Origin of the sequence: Paenarthrobacter nitroguajacolicus, assembly GCF_031455195.1 — a bacterium.
In the GTDB taxonomy this organism is placed as follows: Bacteria; Actinomycetota; Actinomycetes; order Actinomycetales; family Micrococcaceae; genus Arthrobacter; species Arthrobacter nitroguajacolicus_D.
In genome coordinates this window covers 139,217-153,416 of sequence record NZ_JAVDSH010000004.1, presented here as the reverse complement: position 1 = coordinate 153,416, position 14,200 = coordinate 139,217, and the positions used below count along the sequence as shown (strand labels likewise).

The 14,200-nt window shown below is 63.5% G+C and carries 17 protein-coding genes and 1 riboswitch; of the genes, 7 read left to right on the top strand and 10 right to left on the bottom strand.

The window, feature by feature from the left end; translation table 11 throughout:
• Nucleotides 1-102: 102 nt before the first annotated feature.
• Complete coding sequence (locus J2Y68_RS10395; RefSeq protein ID WP_309992978.1) at nt 103-744, bottom strand: NADPH-dependent F420 reductase; 642 nt, start codon at nt 742-744, stop codon at nt 103-105.
• An 83-nt stretch (nt 745-827) separates the two neighbouring features.
• Here J2Y68_RS10395 and J2Y68_RS10390 point away from each other — a divergent pair, with 83 nt between their 5' ends.
• Nucleotides 828-1,139 (top strand): hypothetical protein, encoded by a 312-nt coding sequence (locus J2Y68_RS10390; protein ID WP_309992975.1) that lies wholly within the window; start codon nt 828-830, stop codon nt 1,137-1,139.
• Complete coding sequence (locus J2Y68_RS10385) at nt 1,129-1,833, top strand: HAD family hydrolase (protein WP_309992973.1); 705 nt, start codon at nt 1,129-1,131, stop codon at nt 1,831-1,833. The genes J2Y68_RS10390 and J2Y68_RS10385 overlap by 11 nt, the downstream gene beginning before the upstream one ends.
• On the opposite strand, the gene J2Y68_RS10380 is transcribed toward J2Y68_RS10385, so the two are convergent.
• Nucleotides 1,830-2,216: a hypothetical protein gene (locus tag J2Y68_RS10380; RefSeq protein ID WP_309992970.1), complete on the bottom strand. Its 387-nt coding sequence runs from the start codon at nt 2,214-2,216 to the stop codon at nt 1,830-1,832. The two genes, J2Y68_RS10385 and J2Y68_RS10380, sit on opposite strands and share 4 nt — an antisense overlap.
• A 126-nt stretch (nt 2,217-2,342) precedes the next feature.
• Nucleotides 2,343-2,954: an NADPH-dependent FMN reductase gene (locus J2Y68_RS10375; RefSeq protein WP_309992968.1), complete on the bottom strand. Its 612-nt coding sequence runs from the start codon at nt 2,952-2,954 to the stop codon at nt 2,343-2,345.
• A gap of 187 nt (nt 2,955-3,141) precedes the next feature.
• On the opposite strand from J2Y68_RS10375, the gene J2Y68_RS10370 reads away from it, so the two are divergent.
• The 5 genes from J2Y68_RS10370 to J2Y68_RS10350 all read left to right on the top strand — a co-directional run bounded on the left by J2Y68_RS10370 (nt 3,142) and on the right by J2Y68_RS10350 (nt 6,860).
• A complete protein-coding gene (locus tag J2Y68_RS10370; protein ID WP_309992965.1) occupies nt 3,142-4,338 on the top strand; it encodes a Re/Si-specific NAD(P)(+) transhydrogenase subunit alpha in 1,197 nt (398 codons plus the stop codon).
• The gene (locus tag J2Y68_RS10365) at nt 4,338-4,670 is read left to right on the top strand and encodes an NAD(P) transhydrogenase subunit alpha part 2 (protein ID WP_309992962.1); all 333 of its coding nucleotides are present in this window, start codon (nt 4,338-4,340) and stop codon (nt 4,668-4,670) included. Before J2Y68_RS10370 ends, J2Y68_RS10365 begins: the two co-directional genes overlap by 1 nt.
• Nucleotides 4,667-6,040, top strand: a complete 1,374-nt coding sequence (locus J2Y68_RS10360; protein ID WP_309992960.1) for an NAD(P)(+) transhydrogenase (Re/Si-specific) subunit beta — start codon at nt 4,667-4,669, stop codon at nt 6,038-6,040. Before J2Y68_RS10365 ends, J2Y68_RS10360 begins: the two co-directional genes overlap by 4 nt.
• Nucleotides 6,041-6,194: 154 nt before the next feature.
• Nucleotides 6,195-6,386 carry a hypothetical protein gene (locus J2Y68_RS10355; RefSeq protein WP_307843756.1) on the top strand — a complete coding sequence of 64 codons (192 nt, stop codon included), beginning with the start codon at nt 6,195-6,197 and terminating at the stop codon, nt 6,384-6,386.
• A 126-nt stretch (nt 6,387-6,512) separates the two neighbouring features.
• The gene (locus J2Y68_RS10350) at nt 6,513-6,860 is read left to right on the top strand and encodes a hypothetical protein (protein WP_309992956.1); all 348 of its coding nucleotides are present in this window, start codon (nt 6,513-6,515) and stop codon (nt 6,858-6,860) included.
• Here J2Y68_RS10350 and J2Y68_RS10345 read toward each other — a convergent pair.
• From J2Y68_RS10345 to mscL, 7 genes are all read right to left on the bottom strand, one after another.
• Nucleotides 6,857-7,585: a maleate cis-trans isomerase family protein gene (locus J2Y68_RS10345; RefSeq protein ID WP_309992953.1), complete on the bottom strand. Its 729-nt coding sequence runs from the start codon at nt 7,583-7,585 to the stop codon at nt 6,857-6,859. The genes J2Y68_RS10350 and J2Y68_RS10345 overlap by 4 nt on opposite strands.
• Before the next feature lie 9 nt (nt 7,586-7,594).
• On the bottom strand, nt 7,595-9,010 hold the full coding sequence (locus J2Y68_RS10340; protein WP_309992952.1) for an amidohydrolase family protein: 1,416 nt from the start codon (nt 9,008-9,010) through the stop codon (nt 7,595-7,597).
• Between the two features lie 26 nt (nt 9,011-9,036).
• Nucleotides 9,037-9,846: an aspartate/glutamate racemase family protein gene (locus tag J2Y68_RS10335; RefSeq protein ID WP_309992949.1), complete on the bottom strand. Its 810-nt coding sequence runs from the start codon at nt 9,844-9,846 to the stop codon at nt 9,037-9,039.
• Nucleotides 9,847-10,527 carry a GntR family transcriptional regulator gene (locus J2Y68_RS10330; RefSeq protein ID WP_309992946.1) on the bottom strand — a complete coding sequence of 227 codons (681 nt, stop codon included), beginning with the start codon at nt 10,525-10,527 and terminating at the stop codon, nt 9,847-9,849.
• Between the two features lie 104 nt (nt 10,528-10,631).
• A complete protein-coding gene (locus tag J2Y68_RS10325) occupies nt 10,632-11,981 on the bottom strand; it encodes an MFS transporter (protein ID WP_309992944.1) in 1,350 nt (449 codons plus the stop codon).
• A 356-nt stretch (nt 11,982-12,337) separates the two neighbouring features.
• Nucleotides 12,338-13,216 carry an amino acid-binding protein gene (locus J2Y68_RS10320; protein ID WP_309992941.1) on the bottom strand — a complete coding sequence of 293 codons (879 nt, stop codon included), beginning with the start codon at nt 13,214-13,216 and terminating at the stop codon, nt 12,338-12,340.
• Nucleotides 13,217-13,385: 169 nt separating this feature from the next.
• The gene (gene mscL / locus J2Y68_RS10315; protein ID WP_309992938.1) at nt 13,386-13,850 is read right to left on the bottom strand and encodes a large conductance mechanosensitive channel protein MscL; all 465 of its coding nucleotides are present in this window, start codon (nt 13,848-13,850) and stop codon (nt 13,386-13,388) included.
• A 191-nt stretch (nt 13,851-14,041) separates the two neighbouring features.
• Nucleotides 14,042-14,140: riboswitch (glycine riboswitch) on the top strand.
• Nucleotides 14,141-14,200: the final 60 nt, after the last annotated feature.

The following is a 14,200-nucleotide window of genomic DNA, read 5'->3' as shown; positions in this document are numbered from 1 at the left end:
TTTTTGGACTCCGCCGTGATGGAAGTTCCGGAACCCAAAGCACCCAAAACAAAGGCGGCGGGCAAGCGCAAGCCGCTTGCCCGCCGTCGTGCGTTCCGGAATTTAGACGGTGCGGGTTGCCTTGGCGAGGTTCTCGCGGAGTTCGTCCGCGTTTTGCCGGATCACGTATGCGGGGCGGTCCCGCTCCACGCGCCAGCTATCTTCCAGCGGGCCGATGTTGACGGTGTCGAAGCCGAACTCGTCGTAGAGCTTGGTGACCAGTTCCGCGGCTTCGGGGAAGTCGCTGGCGGTGGCCAGTGCGCGACGGTTCGGCGTCCCGGCAGGGGTGCCGTCGGTGGTGATGTCCTTGGCGAAGATGTGGTTGAAGCCCTTGGCTACCTTGGAGGTGGGGAGGTGCTTTTGGAGGAGGCCTGACGTGGTTGCCTCGCCGTTGTCCAGCTCGGGGATGCGGCCGTCGCGCTCCCAGTAATAGTTGTTGGTGTCGATGACCACCTTGCCCTCGAGCGGCTCCGTCGGGATGCTTTGGTAGTTCTTCAGGGGAACGGTCACGACGGCGAAATCGCCCGCCGCTGCCGCTTCGGCTGCCGTGGCGGCACGGGCCTTCGGCCCAAGTTCCGCGACCAACTCGCCAAGCGTTTCGGGACCCCGCGAGTTGCTGATTACGACGTCGTAGCCCAGTTCCACGGCCTTGCGTGCTACTTGGCTGCCAATGTGTCCTGCACCGATGATTCCAATTGTTGTCATGTCGGTGCCAACAAGATGTTGCACGCGCGTATTTCCCGCGTTACGCCACATTTCTTAGGTGGCCTATACTAAGTAGTCTTACTATGCAGTTCATCAACGAAGAGGAGGTTTGCGTGGCCGGACACTTGGAGATGGTTGAAACGCCCGACGGGGGATATCGGATTCTGGTAGTGGATGGCAACGACGCCCTGATGGGCCTCTCGAAGCGCTTCTCTTCCGTGGATGAGGCGGTGGAAGGCGTCGAGGCCATCCGGGAAGTTGCCGGCACCGGCCTGCTGCGGCAAGCCTCCCCTGAGCGGTACGCGGTACTGATGCTGGAAGAGCCCGCCATTGATTCGGCGCTCGCGGAGCAAGGTGCCCAAACGACGTCGAAAGTGGTGAGTTGTGGCAGCTGATGTGAAGTCGCAAAAGAAGCGCGGAGTCCTCTTCGATGTGGACGGTACCTTGATCGATTCCAGCTACTTCCACGCGATGGCCTGGTGGCAGGCGTTCAGGCGCGAAGGGCTGGACATCGAAATGTCCGCTATCCACCGCCGCGTGGGCATGGGAGGTGACAAACTGATCCAAAGCCTGGTCCCGGACTGCACCGATGAAATGCAGGAAGACCTGAAATCGGCCCACGGCGCCGTGTTCTCGACGTTCTGGCCGACGCTCCGGCCATTCGACTCGGCACGCGACCTTCTGGCGGCATGCTCCGACGCCGGGCTCGCGGTCGGGTTGGCATCGTCGGCGCAGGAACGCGACCTCGACGTGAGCCGCCACCTCCTCGACGCGGGCTCCTCCATCGACGCCTGGACGAGCTCCAACGACGCCGAGGAAAGCAAGCCCGCCCCGGACATCCTGGTGGCCTGCCTGGAGAAGCTCGGCGTGAGCCCGGAGGATGCCGTATTCGTTGGCGACGCCGTATGGGATGTGAAGGCCGGCGCTGCGATCGGCGTGCCGGTGGTTGCCCTGACCTGCGGTGGAATCAGCGAAGCAGAATTGCGTGACGCAGGTGCCGCGGAAGTCTACGACAATCCGCAGCACCTGCTGGAGCACTTGGAGACGAGCCTTATTGGCAAGCTGATCGGCAGGGGCCAGGGCGACTAGTCGTCGTCGTGCTGGATGCCCTTGTCCCGGCCGCGGCGGTTTCGCAACGTCCAGATGATGAGGGCGATGATGATGACCGCAGCCACCCCCGCGAGAACCCACGGAACAACATCTGTCCGGGTTTGCTGCTGCTGGTTGGTTTCGCTGGTGCCGGGGTTGGCCGGCCCCGTACCGGCAGGATTGGGAGCGTCGGAAGTTGGCTCCGCCGTGGGGGTCGCGGTGGACGGGCCGGAGGGGTTGCTGGGCTCGGGTGACGGGCCCTGCGTGGTTGCGGCAACACTGCCTTGAAAGCTTGTGGCCGCGTTGGCGGCTCCGGCGGTGGAGGCGGCAGAGCCGGCAAAAAGGGCCAGCGCCAGGGCGGTCATAGCTACTCTACGAAGCATCTTTTCTCCTGAGGTAGGGGCCTGTTCGTACATCCTCGTAGTAGTAAGCATACTGACTAAATCGTGGGACGGGCGGGAAGTCCGGGTGCCGCCCGTAAAGAGTTAGGCGACACCCAGCCCGCAGTCCTAGCGGTTCAGCTTGTCGGTATCCGGTTCCGGGTCGCCGATGTGGCCGGGAGCATTGGCGGCGAGGACGCGCTGCACGAAAGCGCTGTACTCCTCCATGTAGTGCCGCAGGAGCCCAGCGGTGCCTTCGTCCTTAACTGAACCGTCGTCGTCGTAAGCGTCCGCGACAAAACGGATGTACGCCTCCGGGGCGTTCAACTGCGGTGCGTCCAGGAAGCTCAGCACACTCCGCATGGAGGACTGCATCACCGCCGTGCCGATGCCGCCGGGCGAAGCTCCGATGATTCCAGTGGGCTTTCGAGCGAACGAGTTGGTGCCCCACGGGCGTGAGCCCCAGTCGATGGCGTTCTTCAGCGCGCCCGGAATGGAACGGTTGTATTCGGGGGAGACGAACAGGATGCCGTCCGATGCCGCGATGGCATCCTTCAGCTCCTGCCCGGCAGGCGGGAACTGGGCGTCGTAATCAGAGCTGTAGAGGGGGAGATCCTTGATGGCGATCTCATGGAATTCCAGCTCCGGCGGAGCGACGCTGATCAGGGCCTTTGAGAGGACCCGGTTGATGGAGGTACTTGAGAGACTTCCTACGAAATAGCCGATTTTGAACGTGTCCATAGCGGCGTTCCTTCCCGACGGCACGGCCGGAACCGGCTCGTCGACGGTGTGGTGGCTGGTTGCCACCAGCTTCCACCGACCCTAGTGGACTTGTGCACATAGCGCAGCCCCCTACTCCCGCCGGAACCCATGCGGTCATAGACTCATGCCAACTGGTTTCTGGCGGGTTCCGGAAGAGGGGTGGCGGGTGAAAGCAGGCATAGCGCGCGAGGCGCTCGATGGTGAGCGACGGGTGGCTGCCACGCCGGAAACGGTCAAGCAGTTGGTGGGTCTGGGCCTTGACGTGGAGATCCAGTCCGGGGCCGGGCTGGCCTCCGGCCATAGCGACGACGACTACCGGCAAGCAGGTGCCTCCGTAGTGCAGGCCCTGGATGTCGGGTCCTTGGATGTCTACTGCCATGTGCGGCCCTTGGAACCGTCGACGGCGGGATCCCTCCACAGGGGTGCGGTCACCGTGGGACTGGGGTCGCCGTCGTCGGAGTTGCCTACCGTGCGGGCCCTCGCCGCTGGCGGCATCACGTCGTTTGCGCTTGAATTGGTGCCCCGGATTTCACGGGCCCAATCCATGGATGCGCTGACCTCCCAGGCTTTGGTGGCGGGATATCGGTGCGTGCTTGAGGCTGCAATGCGTTTGCCGCGGTTCTTCCCGCTCTACATGACCGCGGCCGGAACCATCCCGCCCGCCAAGGTGCTGGTGCTTGGAGCGGGCGTGGCTGGACTGCAGGCGATCGGAACAGCCAAAAGGCTTGGCGCCCGCGTTTCAGCCAACGACATCCGGCCCGCATCAGCCGACGAGGTAGCGTCCATGGGCGGAACGTTCATCAAACTCGACCTCGAAACGGCCGAAGCGTCAGGTGGATACGCGCGCGAACTGAGCGCCGACCGGGGAGCGCTGCAACGCGCACTCCTTGCGCCGCATGTTGCCCAGGCCGATGTCCTGATTACTACCGCCGCGGTCCCCGGCAGGCGCGCTCCCCTCCTGGTCAGCCGCGAGATGGTGCAGGGCATGCGGCCCGGGTCGGTGGTGATTGACCTGGCGGCAGAATCTGGCGGCAACGTGGAAGGGAGTATCCCGGGGCAGGATATCCCCGTCCCAACCGCCGACGGCCAGGGCACTGTGACACTGGTGGGAATCAAGGATCCAGCCTCCGCCATGCCCGCGGACGCCTCGCGCTTGTACGCCAAGAACGTGGCCAACCTCCTGGCACTCATGACGCGCGATGGCGTGGTTTCACCCGACTTCGGGGATGAAGTGGTGAACGGTGCGTGCCTCACCCACGACGGCGAAGTCCGGCACGCACCCACAGCGGAGGCACTCACGGCGCTCGCCGGCGAAAAGGCACCCTTCGGCAGTACCCACACCGGAACAGAAGGAGTGCGTTGATGGATGGAATGAGTCTGCTGACCATCACCGTGCTGGCCGTTTTTGTGGGCTTCGAGGTCGTTTCCAAAGTGTCCAGCACCCTCCACACGCCCCTCATGTCCGGGGCGAACGCCATTCACGGGATCATCCTGGTGGGGGCCATCATCGTCGCGGGGCAGGCTACGGATCCGTGGGTCCTGGCGGTTGGACTGTTGGCTGTCGTCCTGGCCACGGCCAACCTCGTGGGCGGGTTCGTGGTGACCGACCGCATGCTGGAGATGTTCCGGGGAAGGCAACGGCCGCCGTCGAAAATCGACACCGGGCAAACCACCGGCAAGGAGGGCCGCCCGTGACCCTCCTCAACCCCCTCTGGACTGCACTGCTGTACCTCGTAGCTGCCGCCTGTTTCATCCTCGCCCTGAAAGGCTTGAACTCGCCCCGGACCGCCCGGCGCGGCAACCTCATTGGCGCGTTTGGGGCGCTTTTGGCCGTGCTGACGGTGTTCCTGTCCGTGAAACTGGAAAACATCCCCTGGATTCTTGGGGCCATAGTGGTGGGTGCCGGTGTTGCTGCCCCCGTGGCCCGCAGGGTGCAGATGACCCAGATGCCGCAGCTTGTGGCCCTCTTCAACGGTGTGGGCGGTGGTGCAGCGGCCCTTGTGGCGCTTCTGGAACTCCCGCATTCCAGCGACTCGTGGGTTCGTGTGGCTATCGTGTTCACGCTCCTGGTGGGTGCGGTGTCGTTCGCCGGGTCCGCAGTTACCTTCGCCAAGCTTCAAGGGCTCATGACCACCAAGCCAGTGACGTTCCCCGGGTTGCCGGTGCTGATGGGCGTTGTGTTGCTGGCAGCCGTGGGGAGCGGTGTCGCGGTGGTCCTGGGCGGATCGCTGGTGCTGGCCTTGGCGCTCCTGGGGTTGGGGCTGGTGGCCGGCGTCCTTCTGGTGCTGCCGGTGGGTGGCGCCGACGTGCCGATTGTCATTTCGCTCCTGAACGCCTTCACGGGCCTGGCTGTCGCGGCGTCGGGACTCGTGTTGGGGAATGTCCTCCTGGTCGTTGCCGGAACGCTGGTTGGAGCTTCCGGCACCATCCTTACGCGGGCCATGGCAGCAGCCATGGGACGCAGTGTTGCCGGCATCATGTTCGGTGCCTTTAAAGGTGGATCCACGGCAGGCTCCACGGCGGTCAGCGAACGGCCGGTCCGCTCGTCCAGCGCGGAGGACGTCGCAGTGCTGCTCGGCTACGCGCAGCGGGTGATCATCGTCCCCGGGTACGGACTGGCCGTGGCCCAGGGGCAGCACACCGCAGCCGAACTTGCTCTGGCTTTGGAGGCCCGGGGGATCGACGTGGACTTCGCCATTCACCCTGTAGCCGGTCGCATGCCCGGACACATGAACGTGCTCCTGGCCGAGGCCAACGTTCCTTACGAGTCGCTGAAGGAAATGACGGATATCAACTCCGAGTTCAAAACAACGGACGTTGCGCTGGTAGTGGGTGCCAACGATGTCGTGAACCCCGCGGCCAAGACCACATCGGGCTCGCCCATCTACGGAATGCCCATCCTGGAGGTGGCCGACGCCCGGCAGGTGGTGTTCCTGAAACGCTCCATGAGGCCTGGGTTCGCCGGGATAGAGAACGAGTTGCTCTACGAACCTCAGACCACTTTGCTGTTCGGTGATGCAAAGGACTCTCTGACCAAGGTGCTGGGGGCCGTGAAAGCACTCTGATGAACGTAGGCCGCATAAACGCGTCATTTATGCGGCACTGATGGCACACGTCATGTACAGGAACCGTGTACAGCAGGCTAGGAGTCATCGAGTGAAAGACCGTGGGAAAGAATCGTTGTTTGGTTCACGCCTCGAAACAGCGAAGGGGAAGAGGGTGTCCAACTGGAAGCTGCTGGTGGGCCAGGCCGTCCAGATCTGGCGTGGGAACGAGATTGTTGACCAAGGCTTGGTGGAAGCAGTAACTGCCGATGGCAGCGTCCTGTGGCTGACCCAAAAGGGGGCAATCGGACGCCGGATGGTCACGAAGGAGCGGGGTACGGGCCTCTGGGTCCAGCTCATGAACTAGCCCCGCGCACTGGCCGCACGCCCGCCCCCGCGCTCGCCGTCGGGTATTCCGGGCTGTCCGTCCTCGCCCTAAGCTGGGGCGTACCAGTCCAAAGCCCGAATTGAGACGTCAAAGCGAGGTTGTGCCATGACCGTGAAGCTCAACAAGAAGGCCTTCGAGCATGCCAAGGCCTTGATCCGTGACGGCAAGGTGGTCGAGGACACCCGGGACGACTGGAGTGAGCATGCCCCCTCAACCAAGGACGAGAATGCGTTCCTGGACAAGCATGGCCATGCCGAGTACTCCAAGTGGTTCCTCGGCGTCGACGACGAACACCCGGATGACCAAAAGGGCCACTACAAGTTCCCCATCGGAGACTTCACAAAGATCCATCGCTGCGGTGTCATCGCCGCCGAAAGCCGCGCCGGCCAGAACGACTACGACGACATCCGCGATGCCCTGGGGAAGTTGCTGGACCGGATCGACAAGGACTAGCCGGCAAGCAACCTGCCCCATGCGGGGTCAAGCAGCGGCGCGCCAGCCAGCCTCAGGGCGTGCCAGAGGGTGACCGCCACGGAATCGAGAACGGGTACTCCGGTGCGGCCCTCCACCTCCGCCGTGATGTTTGCGCCGTAGAGGTTGGTGCACAGGTACACCAAGGCATCAGGGTGGTTTGCAGCAAGTTCCAGTGAGCCCGGGAGCATCTCCTGATCGGTGACTCTGGCGAAGGATTCGTTGTCGCTGAGGTCCAGATGCCGGTGGTCGATGGTCTTGATCCCTTCCCGGGCATAGGAAGCGATCACGGCCTCATTCACATCGGAGGTATACGGGGTGAACAGCCCGATCCGTTCTGTCCCAAAGGCATCAAACGCGGAAAGGTAGGCCAGCGTGGACGTTGTTGCCGGGATGCCTGTGGCTTCCGTGATCTCCCGGACGATGGCGTGGTCATGCGCGGCCCCCAGCCAGGACCCCGAGGTCCCGTTCCACGCAATGACGTCAACGTTCGCCGTTGCCAGGAGTTCGGCAGCAGCACGCATCACGGTGGAATCGAACTGCTTGTCCGAAGAATCGTCCAAGGCTATCCGGGTTACGGGGATGCGGGTGGAATGGATGGTTACGTCGCGCCGGTCGCCGAGGATCCGGTAACTTTGCGGCTCGAGGCACGTGTTGGAGGACGGGACGATCATGCCGATGCGTGTCGGTCGGTCGAGGGAAGGCATCAGGAACTCCTAGGCGGGAATGGGTGCAGGGATGGAGCGGTGTTCGGTGAAGCCATTCCTGGCAACGAACCTGCCCACGGGCCCGGGATCGTGGAAACCTGCCTCATCAAGGACAACAACTCCGGCAGAAATCACGACGGCGGGCCAACCGTTCAGCGTCTTCCCTTCGAAAGGCGAGAAGTCAGTCCCCATGTGCAGCGCGCCGCCGTCGACCGTTCGCTTTGCGGCGGGATCGAAGATCACCAGGTCGGCGTCGAAGCCTTCTGCCACGACTCCCTTTCCTGGCAGCGCATTGATGCGGGCCGGGCCAGCGGAAAAGACCGCCACGAAGTCCTCTACCGAGCCACCGGCTTCAGTGACGAGGGCCGTGAAGCTGACGGGCATGCGGGTCTCTACGCCCGGCAGTCCGTGGGGCATGAACCGGACGTCATCCGTGCGCTCACGCTTCTGGGAAAGGTCGTAGCAGGAGTGGTCCGAGGACACCGTATGGATGGCCCCGGAGGCGAGCCGTTCCTTCAACGCTGCCACCGTCCTGGCATCGCGCATCGGCGGGCAGCAGGCGTACCATTCCGGGAAATGGGAGCCGTAGACGGTGTCGTCCAGGGTGACATAGTGCGGACACGTCTCGGAGAATGCTTCCAAGCCACGTTCGCGGGCAGCTGTCACGAGGTCAACAGCTCCGGGCGTGGATTGGTGCACAAAGTACACGGGCGCTCCGGTGTACTCGGCCATCGCTAGGGTTTCCTTGACGGAGATCTCCTCCGCCAGCCCGGGCCGCGTTCGGTGCAGGTGTTCAATCCCGATACGACCATCGGTGGCGTGCTGTTCAGTGCAATCCGTAATGATGGCGTCGTGCTCGGCATGAATGTAGGTCAGTCCGTCCAACCTGACCATTTCCCGCATCACTTTGAGGATCGTGTCGCCGTCGGCCATCGTCGATCCGCGGTTGGTGGTGTACATCTTGACTGATCGGACCCCCTCCTCAGCTAGCTGCTCCAGCTGCCACGGCACGGTTTCGTCCCAGGTGATCACGGAACCGTGGAGCGCTACGTCGCAGCGTGATTCCGTTGCCAGGCGCTTCTTGTTCAGGACTGCGTCGAGTGGTGTTTCCTGGGCGTCGCGCGGGATGCCGAAGTCGACGATTGTGGTGGTTCCGCCCCACAACGCGGCTGTCGACGTGGTGGCGTAGTCGTCCAGGGTGCGGAAGCGGCCGGTGACCTGGGCTACGTGGCAATGGCCGTCCACCCCGCCGGGAATGACCAGCATTCCGGCGGCGTCCACGGTGCGAACAGCTGCGGGTACGGGTTCTTGGGCGTCGAGCAACCGGGTGATCCTGCCGCCGTCGACGACTACATGGGCGGCTTGCCGTCCAAAGCTGTTCACCACCGTGCCGTTGGCGATCACGAGGTCTGGGAAGTGGGACATCATTGTCATCCTGTTCTGGGAAAGTACTAAACGGTGGTGGGGAGCTGCGCCGACTGCGCGATCGCCAAAGCCGAGTCGAGGTGTTCGGAGAGACCACGGCGGGCCTTCACCGGCGGGGCGGCAAACGAACCGCCGCGGTGGACACCGGACTTCAGCGCAACCACGGCCTCAGCCATGCGAATACCCGCGGAGATCCCGTCCACCACCGGCACGGGGATCTGTCCCTCGAGCTCACGGGCAAGTCCGGCCAGGGGCGCACCCGCAAGGATCACGACGTCGGCGCCGTCCTCCGCGACGGCCTTTCGGCTGAGTGCCAAAAGGGTTTCCTTGAAATCGGCCTGCACGGAACCGATCGAGTTCAGGGATTGGTTGATGGAACGGATTGAGGCGAGCCTGCCACCGAACCCGAAGCGTTCCACGCAATCGCGGTACCAGGCCTGGATCCGGTCGGAGATAGCGATGATGGAGAAACGCTGGCCCTGCAGGGCTGCCGCGCACAGGGCAGCCTCCGTGATGCCGATAACGGGAACGTCCACGAGTTCCTTCAGGCCCGGCATCCCCGGGTCGCCGAACGCGGCCACAACCACGCCGTCCACAGCGGAACCGGCACCCTCAGACCCGGCCGGGCCGCCGTCGTCGTGCGCGTACTCGGCGATGAGCTCCGCTACCGCGCCGGCGGCGATGATTGATTCAAAGCGGGTCTCTATGTATTCGACGCCGTGGCCGGCGGTGCGGACAACCAGCTCGGTGTCCGGACCCGCGGAACGGAGCGCCTCGGCTTCGATCAGGGCGGTGACGGCATCGCTGATGTTGGGATTGATGACCAGGAGTTTCATTTATTTTTTCCGTTGCAGCTTGGGCTCGGTTGCGCTGGATTCCTCCGGGAACTGCTCGCGGTACTTGCCGATGTGCGACGCCGATTGCGCGGCGGCGCGGTCCGGATCGCCACTGGCGATGGCTGCGTAGAGTTCGCGGTGCTCCTGGATGAGCTCGGGCAGGTCGCTGACGTGGCGGAAAAGCCAGTGCATGCGTCCCTGTAGCGGTTCCAGCGCGGAGCGGAGAAAGTCGTTGTTGGCGATGTAGGTGATGGCATCGTGGAATTCACTGTTGGCCCGGTGCGCTTCCAGGATAGAACCCTTCGCGAGGCAGCGCCCGGCTTCGTCGAGAAGCTGTTCCAGGCGCTTGAGGTCCTCAGCGGTGGCGCGCTTCGCTGCGAGCCGGCAGGCGAGGACTTCAAGCGACTGGCGGACATCGAAGAGATCTTCCACGTCTTTGGGGCTCAACCCGCTGACTTCCGTGCCACGTCCCGTGCGGTCCCTGATGAGGCCTTCCTGCCTGAGCATGCGGAGCGCTTCGCGGATGGGGAGGCGCGAGACGTTGAATTCGGCGGCGAGATCACGTTCAACCAGCCGGGTGCCGGGCGCGTAGTGCCCCTCAAAAATCCTGGAACGGAGCGTGTCACGCACTGACTCCCGGAGGGGACGGTCAGTGTTCTTCGTGGCTTCTGCGGCTGGCATTTCAGGCTCCATTTCGTGATATGTGAGGCAGTGCGCCCGGTGACCCGGCGGGCTGCCGGCCTTCCGGCGGTTCAGGACCGTCCGGCCGGCCCGGTCTGTGCGAGCTAAACCGGGAGTCGCTTGTTGTAGTCCAGCGCCAGGACAGAGATGCCCATGACGACAGCGGACCCAACGAAGTACAGCAGGGCCCAGGTGTATGAGCCCGTGGCCCCAACAATCAGGCCTACCACAATGGGTGTGACGAACCCGGCAATGTTGCCGCTGAAGTTCATCGCACCACCGAGGACGCCGGCGTTGGTCCGCCCGCCAAGGATGGACGGGATGGACCAGAACAGGCCAACCCAGCGAAGGAAGAACAGGACAACCGAGAGAAGCACGACGGCGGTGATCGGGTCAGCGACCACTGTCACCCCTACGAGCCCACCCACCACGACGACGCTGGAGAAGCCCAGCAACGTGCGCATGACGCGGTTCGCGGAGGCGCCGGAGGCCCGCCACTTGTCGGCGATGACGCCGCCCAGGATTTCACCAACGAAGCCTGCTCCGAATATGACGAACGTGGACCAACCGATGGTCTTCAGGTCGAAGCCCTTGGCCTGTGCCAGATACAGCGGACCCCAGGTCAGCAGGCCGTAGAAGACGCCGTTGAAGCCAAGCCAGCCGAAGCACATCGCCCAGAAGGAGCGGAATTTCAGGTAGGGGAGCAGAGCACGCTTTCCGTGCGCCCCTTCCTTGGCGGCTTCGGCGTCGTCCTCGGCGTGGGAGGCCTCAAGATAGGCGGCCTCGGCCTCATTGACGCCCTTGTGCTGGCGCGGATTATCACGGATGTACCACCAGACAGCCAAGCCCATGAGTACGGTGGCGGCACCTGCGAGGATGAACGACATCCTCCAGCTGCCGGTTGAGGCGATCAGCCAGGTGATGAGGATGCCGCCCAGGCCGGCACCCAAGGGAGCCCCGGCATCGAGGATGGTGGCACCACGGCCCCGTTCCTTCTTGTGCATCCAGATGGCGTTGAGCTTGCCGCCGGCGGGCATGACACCGGCTTCCGTCACGCCGATGCCCAGACGCGCAATGAACATGCTGAGGAATCCGCCGGCAAAGCCGGAAGCAGCAGTGGCTGCACCCCAGCCGATGCAGGAGGCAGTAACCACTTTGCGGGGGCCGAATTTGTCGATCAGCCAGCCGACCGGGATCTGCATCAGGGCGTAGGTCCAGAAGAAGGCCGAAAGGAGCAGGCCTACCAGCTCCGGTGGCAGATTGAATTCCTTCTGGATGATGGGCAGGGCTACGGAGATCGAACCACGGTCGATGTAGTTGACCGAGACGAGGACCAACAGCAGGATGAAGAGCTTCCAGCGGACGTTCGTGCGTCGCTGCACGCCGTTCTTGCCGGATGTGGGCTCGTTGTCCTGGGCTTCCTCGGTTGCCAGTTGGGTGTTTTGGGGAGACACAACTTCTCCTTCATTAGGAGTCAACGGATGGGAATGTCTTGGGGGGGATGAGCCGGGCGGGATACCGCTGCAGCCTGATCCGTTCCGGCGGCAACTGTTGCGGTCCCTGCCGATCGATGCGGCAAATCCACAGCCGGTGCGAATCTTTTGGGATCCCGCTTTGGGATCCCAAAAACTAAGTTAGATGTGGCCCGTGGCACTGTCAAGAGTTTTGGTATACCCGTTTTCGAAACTAAATGTGACCAGCCCAGGTGCGTTCCCTCCCGGTTTCCTCTTTGAGGCACGCCAAAAACCCGGCTTTCTCAGGAAAAAGCCGGGTTTGGCTGGCACAAACTGGGAGGGAGCGCTGGGCTAGGCTAGCCGCGCGAGCTCTCCGTGGCAACGGTACGGTATGCCAGAATCTCCGCGAGCTCAGCTAGCCTGTGCGCCCTCGCGGATTCAGCGGGCGTGAATGGCTCGCCTAGGCGTGAAAACATCAAGGGTCCGTGCCAGGCCGTCGGAATCTTGAGGATGTCTGGGGATGGAACGACGCCGGCACCCGCGTGGGGTGCCGGGTGCTCAGGATCGTTCGGGACTACTTTCGCGGAAAGCAGCTCCGCCACGGCCATCGGAAGTTCCTGCGGATTTCCGGCCACCCGGGCGGCGAGGCTGAGCGCCTTGGTTTGTCCGTCGGCCATGGCCAGCGCGGTGGTAGGCCAAACATGGGACTCACGCCCGCCGCCGTCGAGCAGTGCTTTCTGCAGTTGCTGCTCGGTGACGTGGCCCGGCGCGGAGAGCACGAACTCATCCATAACTGTTTCCGCAACGCCGGTTCCAGACATCGGGTGGACGTGGAGGCTGAGGATATTCGTCTCCATCCTGGCCAGCGACTCGGTGATTCTTTGCAATGACCCCGGCTGGTCCCGGAGCAGAGTCCGTGCCCGCCAAAGTGCCGGGGCAAGGTGCAATTGGCGTCGCTGCCGCAGTGCGGTGGCGTGCAGCCAGCGGCGCAGGACCTTCGCGGCAGATGGCTCAGCCACCCAGATGACCAGTACCGTGGCCGTGACGGCCAGGAGCAGGACTTTGGCCACGTACGGGAGGTGGGTTTCCACCACGGCAGCGTGAACCAGCAGTTCGATAGGAAGCATGACGGCGATGTTGGCCAGGGTGAGCCTGGCCTTAGGTGGTTCGGGCAGCTGACCGCAGACATCGCAGAGAAGATCCGCAGTAACCGGATTGCTCGGGTTGGGCTTCATGGTTTCATGCTGCCCTGCTGCTGTTTCGTGCCCGTTGCTGTCGCGTCACGTTCTGGGGAAGGCCTGATGAACGCAAGAACCCGGCGTCCTCGCGGAGAGGACACCGGGCTCGGGCCAAGCGATGGGAAGGAACGCTCGCGGCGAGCGTGCGGTCCTGGCGAAGAGGGGCCTAGCGCGTGCGGTCGGAATCGAGGTCGGCGTCCAGCACGGAAGCCGGGCCGGCGTTGCGGGCGGCAGCGGCATCCTTCAGCAGGTCGCGGATTTCAGCCAGGAGAGCGGTATCCGCCGGCAGCGGCTCTTCCTCGGGTTCCTCCGTGGAAAGGCGGTCCTTGACCAGGGAGTTGATCTTGTTCATGGGCGCCACGAAGATGAAATAGACCACGGCCGCGGTGATGACGAAGGTCACCAGCGCGGTCAGCACGGCCCCGAAGTCAACGAAGGTCGCCGGGTTGTTTTCCCAGATCTTGAAGCCCAGGCCCTCGGCATTCATGCCACCGGCCGCGGCAATCACCGGGTTGATGATGTGGTTGGTGAAGGCGCCGACGAGGGCGGTGAAGGCACTGCCGATGACGACGGCAATGGCCAGCTCGATCACGTTGCCGCGAAGTATGAAGTCCTTAAAACCCTTGAACATGGATGGTCCTCCGAATAGGTGCAGTGTCTGCCTCCAGCAGAGAACAAACTACCACTCCAGGGTTTCTTGCCGGTGTCAGGGGCGTGTCAAGGTGGCGAACGCGCACCACGGCAATAGCCGAACCTTTCTTGCAGAACTCCAAGCCAACCCGCTATGGTGTGAAGCGTGTCACTCACGTGATGCAACGCTTTTGATCTGCGGCGGGAGAGTCCTGCCGGTACATCCAGTCAGGCGCCGTAGGAGCAAATCCTCCCCAGGAATCTCTCAGGCCCATGTACCGCCGCGGTTAGGCAACTCTGGAAAGCAGCCCGGGCAACCGGGCTCACCGACGGTGCAAGCAGGCAACCATT